General features: G+C 56.9%; 27 protein-coding genes and 3 tRNA genes. 11 read left to right on the plus strand and 19 right to left on the minus strand.

From position 1 onward, the window contains the following. Window positions 1-8: 8 nt before the first annotated feature. From R6X40_RS06385 to R6X40_RS06425, 10 genes are read right to left on the minus strand one after another with little or no spacing between them, the layout of a single operon-like run. Window positions 9-329, minus strand: a complete 321-nt coding sequence (locus R6X40_RS06385) for a hypothetical protein (RefSeq protein WP_318411967.1) — start codon at window positions 327-329, stop codon at window positions 9-11. Beyond that, window positions 326-508, minus strand: coding sequence for a hypothetical protein (locus R6X40_RS06390; RefSeq protein ID WP_318411968.1), 183 nt, complete (start codon window positions 506-508; stop codon window positions 326-328). Before R6X40_RS06390 ends, R6X40_RS06385 begins: the two co-directional genes overlap by 4 nt. After that, on the minus strand, window positions 505-708 hold the full coding sequence (locus R6X40_RS31570) for a Lar family restriction alleviation protein (protein ID WP_412178334.1): 204 nt from the start codon (window positions 706-708) through the stop codon (window positions 505-507). The genes R6X40_RS06390 and R6X40_RS31570 overlap by 4 nt, the downstream gene beginning before the upstream one ends. Further along, a complete protein-coding gene (locus R6X40_RS06395; protein ID WP_318411969.1) occupies window positions 705-944 on the minus strand; it encodes a hypothetical protein in 240 nt (79 codons plus the stop codon). Before R6X40_RS06395 ends, R6X40_RS31570 begins: the two co-directional genes overlap by 4 nt. Continuing rightward, the gene (locus R6X40_RS06400) at window positions 937-2,028 is read right to left on the minus strand and encodes a hypothetical protein (protein ID WP_318411971.1); all 1,092 of its coding nucleotides are present in this window, start codon (window positions 2,026-2,028) and stop codon (window positions 937-939) included. Before R6X40_RS06400 ends, R6X40_RS06395 begins: the two co-directional genes overlap by 8 nt. After that, window positions 2,025-2,834, minus strand: a complete 810-nt coding sequence (locus tag R6X40_RS06405) for a DUF6551 family protein (protein ID WP_318411973.1) — start codon at window positions 2,832-2,834, stop codon at window positions 2,025-2,027. Before R6X40_RS06405 ends, R6X40_RS06400 begins: the two co-directional genes overlap by 4 nt. Continuing rightward, the gene (locus tag R6X40_RS06410; protein ID WP_318411974.1) at window positions 2,831-3,178 is read right to left on the minus strand and encodes a winged helix-turn-helix domain-containing protein; all 348 of its coding nucleotides are present in this window, start codon (window positions 3,176-3,178) and stop codon (window positions 2,831-2,833) included. Before R6X40_RS06410 ends, R6X40_RS06405 begins: the two co-directional genes overlap by 4 nt. Further along, window positions 3,178-3,465 (minus strand): hypothetical protein, encoded by a 288-nt coding sequence (locus R6X40_RS06415; RefSeq protein ID WP_318411976.1) that lies wholly within the window; start codon window positions 3,463-3,465, stop codon window positions 3,178-3,180. Before R6X40_RS06415 ends, R6X40_RS06410 begins: the two co-directional genes overlap by 1 nt. Continuing rightward, window positions 3,462-3,758, minus strand: coding sequence for a hypothetical protein (locus R6X40_RS06420; RefSeq protein WP_318411978.1), 297 nt, complete (start codon window positions 3,756-3,758; stop codon window positions 3,462-3,464). The genes R6X40_RS06415 and R6X40_RS06420 overlap by 4 nt, the downstream gene beginning before the upstream one ends. Next, window positions 3,755-3,958, minus strand: coding sequence for a helix-turn-helix transcriptional regulator (locus tag R6X40_RS06425; RefSeq protein ID WP_318411980.1), 204 nt, complete (start codon window positions 3,956-3,958; stop codon window positions 3,755-3,757). Before R6X40_RS06425 ends, R6X40_RS06420 begins: the two co-directional genes overlap by 4 nt. Before the next feature lie 189 nt (window positions 3,959-4,147). Between R6X40_RS06425 and R6X40_RS06430 the strand changes: the two genes are divergently transcribed. The 7 genes from R6X40_RS06430 (at window position 4,148) to R6X40_RS06460 (ending at window position 7,890) form a co-directional block, all read left to right on the plus strand. Further along, entirely contained in the window at window positions 4,148-4,681 is a 534-nt protein-coding gene (locus R6X40_RS06430; RefSeq protein WP_318411981.1) for a hypothetical protein, read from the plus strand. 316 nt (window positions 4,682-4,997) lie between these two features. Continuing rightward, window positions 4,998-5,270, plus strand: coding sequence for a hypothetical protein (locus R6X40_RS06435; protein ID WP_318411983.1), 273 nt, complete (start codon window positions 4,998-5,000; stop codon window positions 5,268-5,270). Continuing rightward, entirely contained in the window at window positions 5,267-5,593 is a 327-nt protein-coding gene (locus R6X40_RS06440) for a hypothetical protein (protein ID WP_318411984.1), read from the plus strand. Before R6X40_RS06435 ends, R6X40_RS06440 begins: the two co-directional genes overlap by 4 nt. Continuing rightward, the gene (locus R6X40_RS06445) at window positions 5,590-5,877 is read left to right on the plus strand and encodes a hypothetical protein (RefSeq protein WP_318411986.1); all 288 of its coding nucleotides are present in this window, start codon (window positions 5,590-5,592) and stop codon (window positions 5,875-5,877) included. Before R6X40_RS06440 ends, R6X40_RS06445 begins: the two co-directional genes overlap by 4 nt. Further along, the gene (locus R6X40_RS06450; RefSeq protein ID WP_318411988.1) at window positions 5,874-6,215 is read left to right on the plus strand and encodes a hypothetical protein; all 342 of its coding nucleotides are present in this window, start codon (window positions 5,874-5,876) and stop codon (window positions 6,213-6,215) included. The genes R6X40_RS06445 and R6X40_RS06450 overlap by 4 nt, the downstream gene beginning before the upstream one ends. Then, window positions 6,202-6,459 (plus strand): hypothetical protein, encoded by a 258-nt coding sequence (locus R6X40_RS06455; RefSeq protein WP_318411990.1) that lies wholly within the window; start codon window positions 6,202-6,204, stop codon window positions 6,457-6,459. The genes R6X40_RS06450 and R6X40_RS06455 overlap by 14 nt, the downstream gene beginning before the upstream one ends. Window positions 6,460-6,672: 213 nt before the next feature. Then, complete coding sequence (locus R6X40_RS06460) at window positions 6,673-7,890, plus strand: hypothetical protein (protein WP_318411991.1); 1,218 nt, start codon at window positions 6,673-6,675, stop codon at window positions 7,888-7,890. Here the strand turns inward: R6X40_RS06460 and R6X40_RS06465 are convergent. The 6 genes from R6X40_RS06465 to R6X40_RS06490 all read right to left on the minus strand — a co-directional run bounded on the left by R6X40_RS06465 (window position 7,887) and on the right by R6X40_RS06490 (window position 10,208). Further along, window positions 7,887-8,156 carry a hypothetical protein gene (locus tag R6X40_RS06465; RefSeq protein WP_318411992.1) on the minus strand — a complete coding sequence of 90 codons (270 nt, stop codon included), beginning with the start codon at window positions 8,154-8,156 and terminating at the stop codon, window positions 7,887-7,889. The two genes, R6X40_RS06460 and R6X40_RS06465, sit on opposite strands and share 4 nt — an antisense overlap. Window positions 8,157-8,325: 169 nt before the next feature. After that, window positions 8,326-8,402, minus strand: a tRNA-Arg gene (locus R6X40_RS06470). A gap of 40 nt (window positions 8,403-8,442) precedes the next feature. After that, the gene (locus tag R6X40_RS06475; protein WP_318411994.1) at window positions 8,443-8,748 is read right to left on the minus strand and encodes an ETC complex I subunit; all 306 of its coding nucleotides are present in this window, start codon (window positions 8,746-8,748) and stop codon (window positions 8,443-8,445) included. Between the two features lie 221 nt (window positions 8,749-8,969). Beyond that, a tRNA-Pro gene (locus R6X40_RS06480) sits at window positions 8,970-9,046 on the minus strand. A gap of 98 nt (window positions 9,047-9,144) precedes the next feature. Beyond that, the gene (locus tag R6X40_RS06485; RefSeq protein WP_318411996.1) at window positions 9,145-9,630 is read right to left on the minus strand and encodes a DUF192 domain-containing protein; all 486 of its coding nucleotides are present in this window, start codon (window positions 9,628-9,630) and stop codon (window positions 9,145-9,147) included. Next, a complete protein-coding gene (locus tag R6X40_RS06490; RefSeq protein WP_318411998.1) occupies window positions 9,630-10,208 on the minus strand; it encodes a cold-shock protein in 579 nt (192 codons plus the stop codon). Before R6X40_RS06490 ends, R6X40_RS06485 begins: the two co-directional genes overlap by 1 nt. Before the next feature lie 196 nt (window positions 10,209-10,404). On the opposite strand from R6X40_RS06490, the gene R6X40_RS06495 reads away from it, so the two are divergent. The 3 genes from R6X40_RS06495 to R6X40_RS06505 all read left to right on the plus strand — a co-directional run bounded on the left by R6X40_RS06495 (window position 10,405) and on the right by R6X40_RS06505 (window position 12,742). Continuing rightward, a complete protein-coding gene (locus R6X40_RS06495) occupies window positions 10,405-10,845 on the plus strand; it encodes a VOC family protein (RefSeq protein ID WP_318412000.1) in 441 nt (146 codons plus the stop codon). A gap of 317 nt (window positions 10,846-11,162) precedes the next feature. Further along, window positions 11,163-12,530 carry a YcbK family protein gene (locus tag R6X40_RS06500; protein WP_318412002.1) on the plus strand — a complete coding sequence of 456 codons (1,368 nt, stop codon included), beginning with the start codon at window positions 11,163-11,165 and terminating at the stop codon, window positions 12,528-12,530. Window positions 12,531-12,667: 137 nt separating this feature from the next. Further along, window positions 12,668-12,742 (plus strand) — tRNA-Glu (locus R6X40_RS06505). A 93-nt stretch (window positions 12,743-12,835) separates the two neighbouring features. On the opposite strand, the gene R6X40_RS06510 is transcribed toward R6X40_RS06505, so the two are convergent. Next, window positions 12,836-13,807, minus strand: coding sequence for a tyrosine-type recombinase/integrase (locus tag R6X40_RS06510; protein ID WP_318412004.1), 972 nt, complete (start codon window positions 13,805-13,807; stop codon window positions 12,836-12,838). 306 nt (window positions 13,808-14,113) lie between these two features. Beyond that, window positions 14,114-14,272: an Arc family DNA-binding protein gene (locus R6X40_RS06515; protein WP_318412006.1), complete on the minus strand. Its 159-nt coding sequence runs from the start codon at window positions 14,270-14,272 to the stop codon at window positions 14,114-14,116. Between the two features lie 107 nt (window positions 14,273-14,379). Between R6X40_RS06515 and R6X40_RS06520 the strand changes: the two genes are divergently transcribed. Continuing rightward, window positions 14,380-14,712, plus strand: coding sequence for an Arc family DNA-binding protein (locus R6X40_RS06520; protein ID WP_318412007.1), 333 nt, complete (start codon window positions 14,380-14,382; stop codon window positions 14,710-14,712). A 4-nt stretch (window positions 14,713-14,716) separates the two neighbouring features. Here the strand turns inward: R6X40_RS06520 and R6X40_RS06525 are convergent, their stop codons facing one another. Further along, window positions 14,717-15,895, minus strand: coding sequence for a TIR domain-containing protein (locus R6X40_RS06525; RefSeq protein WP_318412008.1), 1,179 nt, complete (start codon window positions 15,893-15,895; stop codon window positions 14,717-14,719). Window positions 15,896-15,916: the final 21 nt, after the last annotated feature.

Raw genomic sequence — 15,916 nt, forward strand, 5'->3', positions numbered from 1 at the left:
AAATTCGGTTAGAGATCGGTGACGCCCCCCGGCGTCTCAAGCACGTTCCAGCCGTGGGCGGCCGCCCGCAATCGTTCGGCCGCGTCCGACAGCATGTCTGTCTGCGCAAGAGAAAGCTGGCCGTCCTCACGACGCACGGCGCATTTCACGGTACGCAGTTCGTCGAGGTAACCGATCCCGGCCGGAAATCCGGCATGCATCAGTCGGTTGCGGATCGTCCCGTCATAGCGGCCGAGAATGTCGAGCGGGCAACGCAGCAACCAGTTTGCCCGATCGGCATGATGCGCGGCGGCGGCGAGCTGCTCGATGATGGGAAGAAGTCCGCTCATGGTGTCTCCAGCCGTGCGGCCGATGTGGCCCTGACTACTTCGGCGATCGCGGCAAGCGGGATGCCGATCGGGCCAAGTTTCAAAACCAAGTAATGGTCGCGGCGCTGATCAGCACACTTCCCCCGCACTAGCGGTAGAATGACCTTGACGTTGTGACGGATCACTTCAGAACGGGTCATGACGACACCACCTGATCCGCAGGCGGTGGCGTGCGGCGGTTCCACACGGCGATCGCGTCGTCAACGTTAGGGCAAGACTGCCCCATAGCACCGCAATCTTCATCGCTGCAGCTAACTTCCCACCATTTCGCTCCTGCCATGGGCTGGGAAATGTAGGGCTTCGTACCGCAAAATGGGCACGGAAGGAGGGGAGCGCTCATGACCGTTCACCTTTTGAAGAGTAGAGAGCAAGCCGATGCTCGATGCCCGGCACCAAGCCTTCATTAAGCATCGCCGCGGCTTTGCGCGGGTCGCCCATGCAGAGGAGCAGAAGGCTGGTGATCGCATGCTCTGCCGTGACAAGGATGGCGGATTGATGCGCGATCGGATCGCGACCGTCGATGATAGCTTTCGCTGACAGAATGGCGCGGTGCGTGTCTTTGAGGTTCTCAGACATCGGAGACCTCCGACGCAGTAGCGCGAAGCCGTTCGAGCTCGTCCATAGCATCGGAAACGGCTTTGGTGAAATCCGGGTAACTGCCGATGGTGGGGTCGCTCAAAGCTTCGCGGATCGCGGCGATGTCACCCCGCGAAATCTCTGCAGGCGCTGTGTCCCTCGCGGAGATGATCATCTCCAGAGCGTCACGTTCGCGGCGCAGAGATGCCAACTGAATTCTGAGACTTTCCTCGATTGAAGGTGTGACGCTCAGCACTTCAGCGACTGACGACGAAGGAATGATCTTCCGCAACCCCTCATGCAGGTTGCTGACCACGCCGTAGATAGCATCGACAAGCAGCACCCGTTCCTGCTCGTTCGGACTATAGTCGCCATCCTCCCCGCAGAGCTCGTATTCCTCGACATATCCTTCCACGTCGAAGCCGACGAACAATTTGACGGCCGGATGTTCTGGGTTTTCCCAGTCGATCCCCCGCGAACGATCTTGGGGTGCGGGTGCGGATTTGATGGCATCAAGCTCTGCTTTGTATTGTTGCCAGAGCATATCAGCACCTTTACGGGCCGTGTTGGTGCTGTCGATGAAGCTCAAGGCTAAGTCGAACGGACGCAGGTTAGGGTTAGGTATTCCGTCACAGCATTTCAAACCTGCTGCGATTAATGCGTCCCGTTCCGCAATGATCCGGCCCATCTCATTCACTGAGGGCGGTTGGCCGGTGTAGAGATACACGACCTCTGTCGGCCCCTTGGAACCAGCCGAGGCGATACGCTCGATGAGAGCAACATCGCGGCTCATATGATCGCAGCCGGTGAAATCGATTGTGTAAGCGGCTGCCGGTGTGGTCACATGATCCTGGGGTGGTGGGGTAGCGATCTCGTCGAGCGCGCCCGATTTCCATAGGTTCCAAAGGAGTGCTACGGCCTGGCCGTCTTCGCGGTTGCGATAGTTACCCGTATCACCATGGTGGCATTGGGTAAGATCGCAGTAATTTCCATCGGTGAAGTGCCGGCCATAATCGTCCAGCACCTCCTCCGTAACCTTAGCCTTCAGCGCGGCCAGGCGGTCGAGCAGCTCCCGGCCGCTCATGACCGCACCCCGATCTGGATCATGTCCTTCTGCAGACCCTTGTTATAGACCTCGACGACCGCTTTCGCGACGCTGACCCCGGCATCACCGCCGCCGATCCTACGGATCGCCTCGGCGTCGGACGTCAGGATCTTACGATCCTTGCCGTGCAACTTTATCGCCAGGCGCTCAATGCTGATGATGTTCCGGTTATTGCGAAACAACCGGGCCAACGCGCCGATCATCACGCCATTCAGCGCGCCTGTATCCTTGGGCCATGCGCGAACGAGCGTCTTGCAGGCATCGGTCACGGCCTGGTCGCCATAGGTTTTGATGGCACGCTGGACAGCAGTGACCGCATTTGTCCTGTTGGGAGCGGGTTTGACGCCGGCGGCCGCGACAACCTCACAACCGGCCTCCTCGAGGACAGCACAGACGGCCATCATATCGGCATCGCCCGCCTCGATGCCAGCATGATACTTCTCGACTGTCGAAACAGCAGTGCGGTTAACGTTGACGCCGAGAAAGGCTTCCGCCTCTTCCCTGGCACTCTCGATGCGGTTGACAGCAGCCGGAACGTGCGTGATCGCAGGATGGGCCCGGGCTGCAGCCACGCGATGCTGACCGTCAAAAATCGTGTAGGTCCCATCAGGCTGCTCTGCGAGCGATACAGGTTGGAAATGCGCCCAGGTGAACTCCCGCAGGATCTGGGCAACTCGCATCGGCTTGATATCGCGCTGGTAGTTTCGATCGACGCGGATCTTGCCCACCTCGACCCACATCAGTTCCGGTTTCGGCCCAAGATCGGCCGGCAGTGCTTCACTCATGACGCGAGCTCCATGTTTCGCGGTGACAAAAGGCGATAGCCTCGGCCCCAGACGGTATCGATGCCAATCGGCATCCCCTTCATCTTGGCGCGGACCTTGCAGACGAAAACGTCGATGATCTTGATCTCGGGCTCATCGCCCCAAAGACGGGTGACGGCGCGCAGCAGCTGCTCTTTCGAAAGCACCCGGCCCTTCGCGTCATAAAGTGATATGAATATTGAAAACTCTTGGCTGGTCAGATGCGCGAAACGACCATCGGCAACGATGATGCCGGCGTCGCGATCGATGACCAGCAAATCGGGCGGTAGAGACTGACCACAGGTCGGGCAGGAACAGGCCGCCATCAGACCAATCTCCCCTGCTCCGGCTGATCCTGCTCTACGACCTCGGCCTGGCGCTGCTGATCGCGAAACTGCCGCAGATCCTCCATCGTCGCCGGCGCATCGCCGGGCGTTACATAGATTGACAGCCAGCCCTCGTGACGACGGTAAAAGTCGATCGTCGTGCCATCCCAGAGCAGGCGTTCGGCCTCGGCATTGAGATCGGCAAGCAACTGGACATGGGCGGCGCTGTTTTTCGCAGGATCCACGTGACCGGGCGCACCGAGCGCGATCAGATAAGCCTCGCTCATCTTTGCGCATCCAATTTCCGGTAAGCCGCCGCGACCCAATTGGCCAATGCGCCATCGATGCCCATCGTCGAACTGGCGCGGATGCCGGCAACGCTGACCCGCGCAACGTCGGAACGTTCGGTGATTTTCACCTTTGGCAAGTTCGCGCCGATCGCCGCCACTATCGCTTCGATGGCGATACGACGTTTGCCGGAGGTTTCATGGTAGCGATCGCCGCTAGAGCTATCGACGTGCGGCAGAGAAGCGCGCTGGTTTTTCACGAAGTGGACGCATTCAAGCAGATCTTGGCTCATGAACGAACCTCGCCTCTGTCATCGAACTTCCTCGGGAAAATCGTGCGCATAACGCTGCGCATGCTCGGCTGCAACCGGCTGTTCTTACGAAGGCCGGCGTAGATGGTGCTCTCAGGAATTCCGGCGGCGCGCGCCAGCTCAGCCTTGCTGATCCCGCTCTCCTCGCGCCACTTTTCAACAACATCCCAGTTGAGGCTCATAAATGAAGTTCTCCATTGATTAATGATGACAAGTTGTGATTTGCTTCATGCTGTCAATGGACAAATAGCAAAATGCAATGAAGGCCTTTCCGCATTATGTTTCGCGTTGTGGAAAACGTTCGGAAGAAACACTTAGACTGGGTCAACTTCATCCTCACACAGAGGCGCTGGAGCCGACGCCGGCTTGCCATGGAAGCGGGCGTTGACCCCTCGACGCTGACGCGGTTTCTCTCCGACGTCACCAACAGCCGCATGCTTAACAGCTACTCGATCGAAAAAATCGAACAGGCTGGCGGCATTCCAGCCTTTCAGACCGACTTGGCGGGCCTACCGGAGGAACTGCGGGGCACGGAGGCAGGCGACGCTTCACCCTACCAGGCGGAGGAAGCGAACCCGCTGGCGACCGCCATATCCGCCCTACGTAGCGGCAAAAACGGCGTCGATCCCTGGCTTCTTCGCTCGCGTTGCCTGGAGAATGTCGGCTATGTCCCGGGCGACATCTTGATCGTCGACCTGAACGCCGTACCAGCCAATGGCGATATCGTCTGCGCCCAGCTCTACGATCGCAATGGCAAGGCGGAAACCATATTCCGGATCTTCGAACACCCTTTCCTCATCAGCGCCACCATGGATCCCGCCCAATTGATGCCGGTGCTGGTTGACAAGAACGTCCTGATCCGGGGCGTCGTTATGTCCAGCATTCGCGAGCGCCGCGCCGCTTGATGTCGCTTCCGCGATAACCGCACCGATCTAAGCACCGGTGCAAATCAATCCCTCGTACTGAATTCAGCACCGGTGCAGCATCATCGGGATCATTGAACTGCGCACCGGTGCACAACAGTGAACTGCGCACCGGTGCAAACTCGTGCCTCGCGATCAAATTCTGGCGGTTCGAGCGCACGACACAAATCACCATTATTCATCACTCCATGGATTTCTTGTTGACTTTTGATGTCACCGGTAACAGCTTTGCATCACGCCTGATTTGCAGGCGCTGCAACGGGAACCGCGAAACATGATCCCCAATGAAGAACATCCCATGATACAGGCAGACGAGATCGCCGATCTGCTTGGCTGGAAAACCAGATGGTTCCGCCGGCAGGTCAAAAAGTTGATCAGCATCGACGGCATGCCTTCGCCGCTCCCTAGCGGCCGCTGGCACCGCGCCAAGTTCATGGCCTGGCTGGAAAGCTATGGCGACCTGAAGACCAAGGCCAACGGCAAGGGCCTCCTGCAGATCCGCATCGACTGGGACCGCGAAGAACTCACCCGCAAGTATGCGCCGCACAACCAGACAGGGAGGGCGGCATGAAGACGCTTCTGCAATGCCGCGCCGATCGGCTGTTCGCCGAACCAGCATGCCCGCTCTGCCATAGCCACAAGGTCGCCAGTTATCGTTGCGACGAGGTTACACGCCACCGAGACACGGAGAGCACGCCGGCGCTGATTGGAAGTCACACTTTCGCATCGGGCGTAAAGGCCGGTATCAGCTTCTATTGCGGTGCTGAGCTTGTTGTGGACGAAAACGATCGTGTCACCAGCCATCGACCGTGCACCCTCGCAATGAGAAAAGCCGCTGAAGAGATAGAGAGCGAAGGCAAAATGCTGTTCGACGAGCAAGAGGAAGCGGCATGATCCCGGCCTCCGAGAACCGCGCCGCCCTGGTACCGCAAAGCGTCCTCAGCCGCACGCAACAGAGCGCGCTGATGGCACTGCATGACTACCGGCAAATCAAACGCGTCAGCAATGGCTGGCAGCTCGGCCCCGTTCGGGTCTCGACGAGCGTAGTCGCCCGGCTGGAAAGTCTCAAGCTGGTTATCGAGCGCCGCGCCACTTTCGGGGCAACGCTTTCATTCACTGCCGCCGGCACCATCGCTGCCCAGCGCCTGGCTGAATTGCGAAGGGGGAAGACCCAGTGAAAATCGATATCACCGCATTGGCCGAACAAATCAGGAATGACAGCTATCGCGCCGGCGTCCTCGAACGCGCCATCGCCTGGCTCGAAATCCATGGCGGCATCGGAGAGAACGCCGCCCCTGTTAAAGTGAGTATCGCAGTCTCCTTCCGGGATGTGAATAACCAGACCGTCGGGTTTCACGACGCCACCCAACTGTTGGCGGAAAACCTGATGGCGAACAGCGCCGTCGCGATCGCGGAGACGCTGGCAGCGGCCCGGCACGAATGCGACGCTATCACCCGCAAATATCAGCCGCTGCTGGAGCAGCTGGCAAAGGAACCCGCCGATGAACAGCCGTGACACAATCGCCCGCCTCGAGGCGACCATGCACGATGGTGACGAACTGATGGCCCGCGTCATCGATGACCTGAAACAGCATGCGGATCTGCTCGATGAAATCGAGATGCTGCAGCGCTATCGGTCCGTCATGCGCATGGCATCTGCAAGCTTCGTCGTCGAAGCCAAGGGCATTCTGCGCGAAGCTGAAGCGGATCGGCAGCCCCCGCTGTTCTGCATACCGCCCGCATACTGCTACCAGCAATAACCGTTTCCCGTCCCGCTGGCCGCATCCGGCCGGACGGTGAGGCGCGGGCCGTGCGTCCCCCAAGGCATGGCCCGCGCATTTGAAACCACCCGGCCGTTTTCCAGTCACGGCCGGATCTCGATGCTCGCGTGGTGGAACAGCGCGCATCGCTCCTGCCCGGCGGTCGTTGTTTCGCGTGACCGCCGGGCGATTTTGTTTAGCGTGGAGAAAGTCATGAAGAAGCCCTCAATCACTATTCCCTATGTCGCCTGGCGCAACGGCCGGCCTCGCTTCGAGCCCTCGCCAACGCTTCGCACCCGCGGATACCAGGGCGAGGATCTGAAGAACGCCGCCGGCGAATGGATGAACGCTGCAGATGCCCTGGAGTGGTCGCAGGATTTCGCCCGCCAACTCGCCGTCGAGAAGCACAAGATCAAGACGAAGCCGAAGCGCACCGCCCTGCCCGTGCCGCCGCCTGTACGTCCAGCCTTCCCGGTTTCGACCCTCTTTGACGAGTGGAGCAATCTCGGGAAAAATCCGGGCTGGGCCGATATCTCGGAAAAGACCCAGTACGAATACCGGCACAAGGGCAAGGTCATCGAGAAATATCTGCCCGATGTCTGGCAGAGCGAAACGGCCGCGCTCACCAAGCCCATCTGCCTTGGCATGTACGATATCCTGCGCCAGCAGGCAGGGCTGTCTCAGGCGTCCGCCACAATGCGCACGCTGGGCACTGCCCTCACCTGGGCGATGGATCGCGGCCGGCTGCCGGAAATGCTAGTCAACCCGGCCCACAAGCTGCGCATGAAAACGCCGCCGCCCCGCATCCGGTTCGGGACCAAGGAAGAAATCGCGCAGATGGTAGCCGTCGCCGACGCAATCGGCCGATCGGAAATCGGCGACATGATCATTCTCGGCGTCTGGTCAGGTCAGCGACAGAACGATCGTCTCAATTTTCAGATTGCAGGCAGGGAAAAGGGCCGAATCGTTTTGCGCCAGATGAAGACGAAGGCGATCGTCTCGATGCCGGAAGCGCCGCTGTTGCGAGCCCGCATCGAGGCGTCCGAGAAACGCCGCAAATTGGCGGAGGTTATCTCGCCCTATGTCGTGCTCGACGAAAAGCACTGGACCCCCTTCAAGCGGCATCACTACAGCCACCAGTTTGGCAACCTGCGCGATGCAGCGGCAAAGGGGCTACCGGAGACAGCCACACGCAAGACGATCGCTCCTATGCCCAGCCTGAAGACGCTACGCGATCAGGATCTGCGCGATACGGCAGTGACCTGGCTGGCGATGGCCGGATGCACTATTCCGGAGATCTGCGCCATCACCGGCCACGAGATCAAATCGGCCTACGATATCCTGAAGCACTATCTCGCGCTCAATCCGGAGATGGCAGATAGCGCGATGGCAAAGCTGGTGATCTGGTTCGACGCGGACGACGGGGCCTAACGGCGGACGTATCCGCGCTGGGCCAGGCATCCGTCATAAACCAGGTTTATGTTCCGGCTGTGCGTATAGCGGTCAGGCTCGTTTGAAACGAGACCTGCCTTGGCTGCTTCGCCATCGCAAATCGCCTTGTCTTGCATAAAGGCTGCAAGAATGGTCGGATTTGCATCCGCCGGCTGGCCATCGCTGATGCGATGGAATTTCCCTACCGGCTGATAGACGCAGCCCGCGACGACGACCAACAACAGACTACAAATAAGCGCGCGCATATAACCCTCTCTGCAACTAAAGCTACAGTAGCCAATATCAGCAGCTGTCCAAATGCAATGGGAAAAACACCATCCGACATTTTTACGACATCGCCTATTTGGTCGGATCGGAAACATGTCGGAAAAAATGTCGTATGAAAAGCCAAGCTTGTGAAATCGTTGAGAAATTTGGCGACCCCTGCAGGGCTCGAACCTGCGACAACCTGCTTAGAAGGCAGGTGCTCTATCCAGCTGAGCTAAGGGGCCGCTTGGAGGAGGTTTCCCCCCTTCTGCCGGCAGTCCGGGATCAATGCGTCCAGGGCTGCGTGCGGCTAAACCGGAAATTATCGCTGTAGGACATGCTCTTGCGCGTTGGTTCCTTCGGCGCGATGACGCGATATTCGATGCCGTTGCGCTCGGCATAGGCCACAGCCTGTTCGGCTGTTTCGAATGTCAGCTTGACCTGCTGTCGCGTGTCGGCAGAGCTCGTATAGCCCATGATCGGGTCGATGGTGCGCGGCGTTTCCTGATCGAACTCAAGAACCCACAAATTCGTCTTGGCCTTGCCAGACTGCATGGCGGTTTTTGCGGGTCGATAGATTTTCGCGGACATATCTTGAGCGGCTCCACCATGGTTCAATACGACCGGCGCTGCCGGTCACTGCGCATTGCCATAGCGCAGAACGGATTAAAACGAAATGACCTTGCAGCGATATATCCGCCAATTTCGGCGGCTGTGCCGTTTCGCTGCAGAAAGCAGCGCTCCAAGCACAGAACAACGCCCGAGGGCAAGAGCCTTGTTCATTGCTTAAGCAGTAAAAATGGGAGAGTCGATGGTCGGAGTGGAGAGATTCGAACTCCCGACCCTCTGGTCCCAAACCAGATGCGCTACCAGGCTGCGCTACACTCCGTGACCCGTCGATGGCCGGGAGATACACGCTTCGCCCTGCCCCTGCAACACCTAAATTGCACAATTCCACAGACAGCCAAAAGAAATCGATCCAATGGCTTAAGGCTTCAAACCGGAGATGCGTGCGCTATCGACAATATCGCCTTGAGCGATGCCGAGGCGATTGACGGTTCCAGCGTTGAGTTCGAGAACGAACGCGACCGGAACGCGGCTATCGATGATCGCTTCGGACTGAGGCACGGCATTTTCCCGAATCGTCTCGATCTTGCCATCCTTGGCGATGAACAGCATGTCGAGCGGAAGATAGGTATTCTTCATCCACATCATCACCTGGCGCGTTACGCCAAAATCAAACAGCATCCCGCGATCGCGTGCCATATGGCGGCGATTCATCAAACCTTGCGAGCGCTGATCATTATCGACAGCCAGTTCGACGGTAAATTTATGCACCTTGCCGCCCGTTGCGATGATCTGCAGAGGTGCCGTTTCAAATGTGATATCGGCGGCTAAGGCAACGACCGGCGTAAGCCACAAAAAAAGCGCCACAAGGGCGCTTCCAGCGAGGCGCGGGAGATGCGCGCCCATCAGTGTGCCCGGCCCAGCGGCGCTGGAACATCGGGATGGACCTCGGCTGCCATGAGGCCCTTGTCGCCATCGCCGAAGCGCACCAGTACGGTCTGCCCCGGACGCAATTCGGTAAGCCCGAACCGGCGCAACGTTTCCATATGGATGAAAATATCCTCGGTTCCATCGCCGCGCGTCAGGAAGCCAAAACCCTTCGTGCGGTTGAACCATTTAACCAGGCACCGCTCCAGCCCACTGGTCGGCGTCACTTGAACATGGGTCTTGGCCGGCGGCAACTGTGACGGATGGATAGCGGTCGACTGGTCCATGGAGAGGATGCGGAAAGCCTGATAACCCCGGTCGCGCCTTTGAATAAGTGCAACCACACGGGCGCCTTCAAGCACGGTCTGATAACCGTCGCGGCGCAGGCATGTAACGTGAACGAGGACATCCTGCATGCCGTTGTCGGGAATGATGAAGCCAAACCCCTTGGCGACGTCGAACCATTTGATGACGCCGGTTATTTCAACCAGATCGAGAGCGTCATTGGCAAAATCGTCATCCGGCGTAACGCCCTTTGCAGAAATTCTGTCCGCCATTGCCTGTCCAGCCCCTCGATTACGCGTCACATCATTACGGTTAACTGATTCTTGACAGTGAGAATAACATCGTCCCGCCGCACATGTGCAAGCCCTCGGATGAAATTTGCCGTCGAACCACACTAGCCGCCGAGCCTTGCCTCTGGCTGATTGTCGGCTAAGTATAACCCATCTTCCGCAAAACAAGGATATTCCAATGCGTTATCTGCACACGATGGTTCGCGTCAAAGATTTGGACGCTTCACTTCACTTCTGGTCCAAGCTGTTCGGCCTCGTGGAAATCCGCCGCTACGAGAATGAAAAGGGCCGTTTCACCCTGGTTTTTCTCGCAGCACCCGGTGATCTCGATCATGCGAAGACGGAATTGTCGCCCTGCCTGGAACTCACCTACAACTGGGACACCGAGGATTATACCGGTGGCCGCAATTTCGGTCACCTTGCCTATGAGGTCGACGACATCTATGCGACCTGCCAGCACCTGATGGACAACGGCGTCATTATCAACCGCCCCCCGCGCGATGGCCACATGGCCTTCGTTCGCTCGCCGGATGGCATTTCCATCGAAATCCTGCAGAAGGGTGAAAACCTGAAATCGCAGGAACCCTGGGCCTCGATGGGCAATACCGGCGCCTGGTAAGCTCCGCACAATGCCGCCGGGCGATATCTTCCACGGCCTCCCAGCACCGATGTGGCTGGGCTGCAGATATCGCCTGCGTCAGCGCAGGTTTACAAATAGCGGTGCGTTCACTAATATTTGAACGAAACGTTAAGGGAATGAGAGTGCACACCGCGTCAGGCTGGCGCGTACTCCTTCCCGGTAGAACCGGTCAAACCGCAATGGAGGAGGTGTGGAAATCCTTGAAAAAGGCCACGCCGATCGTGCGGTTTGAAACGTCCTGATGAAAGGCCATGACGGCAAGTGTCGCCCGGCCCGCATTGAGTGGGGATCCAACGTTGCGTCATATTTTGCAGAAAGCGGCGGTGATTCGCGGCCTTGGTTGCGCCCTTGCGCTCAGTGTTTCGGCGATGATGCTGTCGGGTTGCGTCTCTGCAGCGAAAGAAACCGCCGAGGCAGCATCCGCAGCCGACGAGGTGGTGCCGGGTATTGCCTCAGCTGGCGCGGCCCAAGCAGCGCCCGGTTCCTATCAGGATCAGCAGGTTTCCGCCGTTGCCCCCAATGGTCAGCAACAGCCTGGAGCCCAGGCCAATGCAATGATGCCGGCGCCAAACAATGGCCAACCGTCATCGCTGACGATGCAGAGTACCGGCCTCAACGCCACCTCGAACAGCATCTTTGCGGTCCAGACGCCAAACGCGATGCCGGTCCAGAATGCTGCCACAGCCGCCGGCAATACGCCGTTGCCTGTCGGGCAAGCCACCGGTGTCAAGCCAGCGACAAACAGTCTTTTCAACAGCGGCCAGCCAGCCGCAAACCAGATCCCCCTGCCGCTTGAAGGTGCAAGCAATGCCGATGGCGCTGCGACGACCCAACAGGTCGCGAGCGCTGAGATCGGTGCGGACGGCACGCCACTTCCCGTTGCCGTGCCGATCCCCTCAAGCGGTGACAGCATGCGCGGCGGTAATGTTCAGCAGCCTGCCGCCATGCAAACCGCATCCGCGGAGGGGGTCAGCAGCGCGACGGCAGTGATTCCCGATTCCGGAAATTCGCAGAACGATGAGGGCAAACCGGATCAGGCAGATAAAACTCTGACGCTTGCGGGTCTGTTTGCCGCAAAACGCAAGAACCGGAGCCAGTTCAACGATGACCGGTTCGCCAAGACGCCTGCGAAGAAGGCACTTGTTGCCAGTGACCTGAAACCGCAGCAGATTGCCGCTCTCGGGTTCACCGCCCTGCCCGGCGTGCGTACGACGTCAATGTTTGCAACCGTCGACGATTCGCAACCGGGACACGACGATGATAGCCCGACTGTCGAAATGGCATCGTTATCCGGTCTGGCCCGCCTGGCGCCGAACGGACTCTGGCTGCAAACCGAAAAGGTGGAAACAGGCTGTTTCCAGCCCGACCTGCTGCAGGTCCTGAAGGTGGTGGAAAACCATTATGGCCGAAAGCTCACAGTGACATCCGGCTTGCGCGACCTGAAACACAATGCCAGCGCTGGCGGACGCAAGCACTCGCTTCACACCACCTGCCAGGCAGCCGACATCCAGGTACCCGGCGTCAGCAAATGGGATCTTGCCGAATATCTGCGCAGCATTCCCGGGCGCGGCGGTGTTGGAACCTATTGCCATACGGAATCGGTCCATATCGATACAGGCGAAGAACGCGACTGGAATTGGCGGTGCCGCCGCCGCAAAGGCTAACAGCAACCACCTGTTTTAATTGAGTAATTTGTCTAGACGGCAAAAACATCGCGTTATCAGAACTTTTTTACAGGAAAATGAAATTTGCCGCTTGCGGTATTCAAAACCCCTGATTATAAGACGCCCACACAACGGATGCGCCCTTCGTCTATCGGTTAGGACACCAGATTTTCATTCTGGGAAGAGGGGTTCGACTCCCCTAGGGCGTACCATTGTGTTTCCTCCCCCCAGCATATTCAAGGGCTTGCAAGAGCCTTTGGCTAACCCAGGAAACAGGTTAGCCGATTTCTGTTTTTCCTTCGTTCTCATTTCGCATTTTTCCACTTCGTCATGGCGCTGTTAGCCAATTTCTTTTTGTCGATGTCGGCAACGTAACCTTCGACTTCTTTTATGCTCTGGTGGCCGGTGATCGACATGATCTCCCAGACAGTACACCCTGCTTCGGCAAGGGCGCGGCAAGCGGCGCGGCGCAGACCATGCGGCGAACGATGATCAGGCAGGCCCGCGTCCGTCGCGGCTTCCTTAAGCCAGTTGGTGAAAGCCTTTTCCGAACGGGACGCGCCGTGCATGGTGACGATGTAGACAAGGTGGCGTTTTTCATGTCCGGCAAGCGCTTCTCTCAGGAGCGGATGGACAGGGATATAAAGCTCCACCCCCGTCTTCTGCGCTGTGATTGAGATCGTACCATCTTTGACATGCTGCGGGCCAAGCTTGACAGCATCGCTGCGCCGCAAGCCGGTATAGACGAGGATTTCCAGAGCGACACGCTGCGGCGTTCCCGGCTTCCAATGCTGGCGGAATTTGGCAATGTCTGCGTCTTCCCACATTTCGTAGTGGGTCTCTTCATGCTTGATCTTCTTTACCCCGATCATCGGGTTTTGCTGCAAAAGGCCAAAATCCACACAGAACTTCATGAACGTGGATAGGCGCTTTCCGAGGTTCTTGGCTTGCGCTGTGGAGGTCTTTGCCCGCTTGTCGAGGATGGCGTTGATATGCTCCCGTTTAAGGCTTTCCAGCGGCTTGTCGCCATGGTCCTTTCTAAAAGGCTCCAGCACGGATTTGTAATTCCGCTGTGTGGCCGTGGCGGAATTGATGAAATCGGCAGACTGATAATATTTGGCAAGTCCATCGTTGATGGTGCCCTTCACGGTTTTCGATGATCCTGCCCCATCCTTCGGCAATGTCTCGCCAGCCATAGCGGAATGATAGGCTTTCCAGAACGCTTCGCTTAGCAATGGCCCAGGCAGTGCGACCTTCGGCTGTCCCGGCTTTCTCAAATAGATGCGGGGCTTCCCGTGTCTATCTTCGTGATCGTGCACGTATTTGGGTTTCTTGCCGTAAATCACTTCAGAACCTCATCCCACGGGTTTGCGGGGGTGGCGCTGACGCTTATGGCGCTGCTAGCGACCGTCAGGCTGAAAGTCCCGTCAGGCTGAACGGCAATGGCCGTGACAGTTTTTCCAGCCGCTTCCATTAACTTCGTCACCTTCTTTACCGCCGCTGCGCTGAGGGGCTTGTGGGTCTTGGGCTGCTGGGAACGTTTCGCAATCTCTCTCAAAAATGACAGGCCGGAAGGCTGGGGCTTATGCATGAGATTTGACCGTCTTGTGTGTGACCCCGAACTTCGCCTTGAGTATCTGGATAATCTCCTTGTTCATGGAGCGGTCGTTTGCCTCTGCCGTGGCAGCAAGCATCCTCTTAATCTCGGCCGGGAGGCGGATTTTCAGGTCAGTGTCTTTCATCTGGCAATCTCCTTTGGTGGCGTCGTATTGACCCCATAGTGGGCCGATTGCAAATAGCCATGGTGACCGATAGATGTCAACCCACTTTGACCCTATGGAGTAACCCTATGGTATCGGCACTGCCAGATTTTAAAGTTCGGATGTCTGCGGATGTGAAGGAACAGCTGGAAGCCGCTGCACGCGTGAACAATCGCAGTCTCAACAAAGAGATTGTTGCCCGATTGGAGGCGTCGCTTGTCAGTGAAGTTAGGAACATTGATAGCAGGAGTGCGGAAGCTGCCCGCCGCTTGCTTCGATCCGGGATGGGCGACGATCTTGAAAAGCGTGTAGAATATCTGGAAACAGGTATCGAAGAGTTAGTGAATGCTCTTCGAAATTACATGTCGGACGGAAAATCTAGTGAGTTTCTCGCTGCTCTTGTAAAAGTTCAGCCGAATTAGCGTCTCACGATCCAATGATTTGATGGTCGATATACTCGATATCGAGCGCCGACTGGTACAGCGATCGAATTAGGTTCTTCACCAATTTGTAGGGTATTTCTACCGTGTGAGGACCCGCAGCATATGGGCCGACTTGATACGGGGGAAAGTGAATTTGGATGCCGTCATTTCCAAAGGTAAAGCATTCAAAGCAATCCCAGTCGTTCGTACCCCCATCAATCATTTCCGCGTCAAGTATAGGATCATCCTCGTCGTCAATTTTTAAAGACTTGAGTTCCGATCTCACAAGCTGCTGCAGTACCGGGAACGCGATTTCAGCATCTTCGAAGACGTCTCGGAAACTTTTTATCCTAATAAGTGGATCAATAAAGAAATTGTAGCACGAAAATCCGTGGTTCGGATGCGCTGATCCAGCGTAGTAGACATGCGTATTATAAAGAATTGAAATGATCCGCCCGTGAACTGACGGACCGGAAGAGCCTATATCAAGGGTATGGGTTCGAAAAAATCGGGACTGGCCAAAATTGAAGTGCTCTCCACCTTCGACAACCATCGATCGAAGATCGAATAGGTGATCCATAAGATCACCTTTAACATATTCACCAATTTGGCTGACAGCAGGAAATACTGATGAGTAAAACTTATAGAATTGTATTTCAGCCTCGTAACCGGGCAACCCTTCGCGCCGCTCCTTAATCCTAGTTGAAATCCAATTAAGTTCGGCATCCTCCTGACTTCTTACAACCTCGGCTCCCTTCCTTTCTAATTGATGCTTTATCGCGTCTGATAGACTATCAAGAAATTCATCTTCACTATAGCGTATAAACTGAACGTCCTTGAGCTGCGACGGAACTTGAACGTCATCGTTCAATAAAACAGGAATGAGATATATATCGTCGATAAGCTTTTCTTCTGCCTTATCGAGCGCCAGTCTAATTTCTCGCTGAACATAGCCGGTCTTCTTAACAGAGTTGTGCGAGACAAAAACAACTATGATAACTGATCGGTCCAGAGCACGGCGGATTTCAAAGTCCCAGTTCTGTCCGGGCTTTAGACGTCTCTTATCCATCCATACGTCAATCTGTCGACCGGACAGCGCGTCTGCAATTTCCGCAACTACTTCGTGATCCGCAGATGTGTAGCTGAGGAAAACAATACCCTCATCGTGATTTGTCATTTCCATTGGCCACTCCCTTAACGTAAG

It is taken from the genome of Rhizobium sp. PL01, from assembly GCF_033447125.1.
Lineage (GTDB): Bacteria > Pseudomonadota > Alphaproteobacteria > Rhizobiales > Rhizobiaceae > Pararhizobium.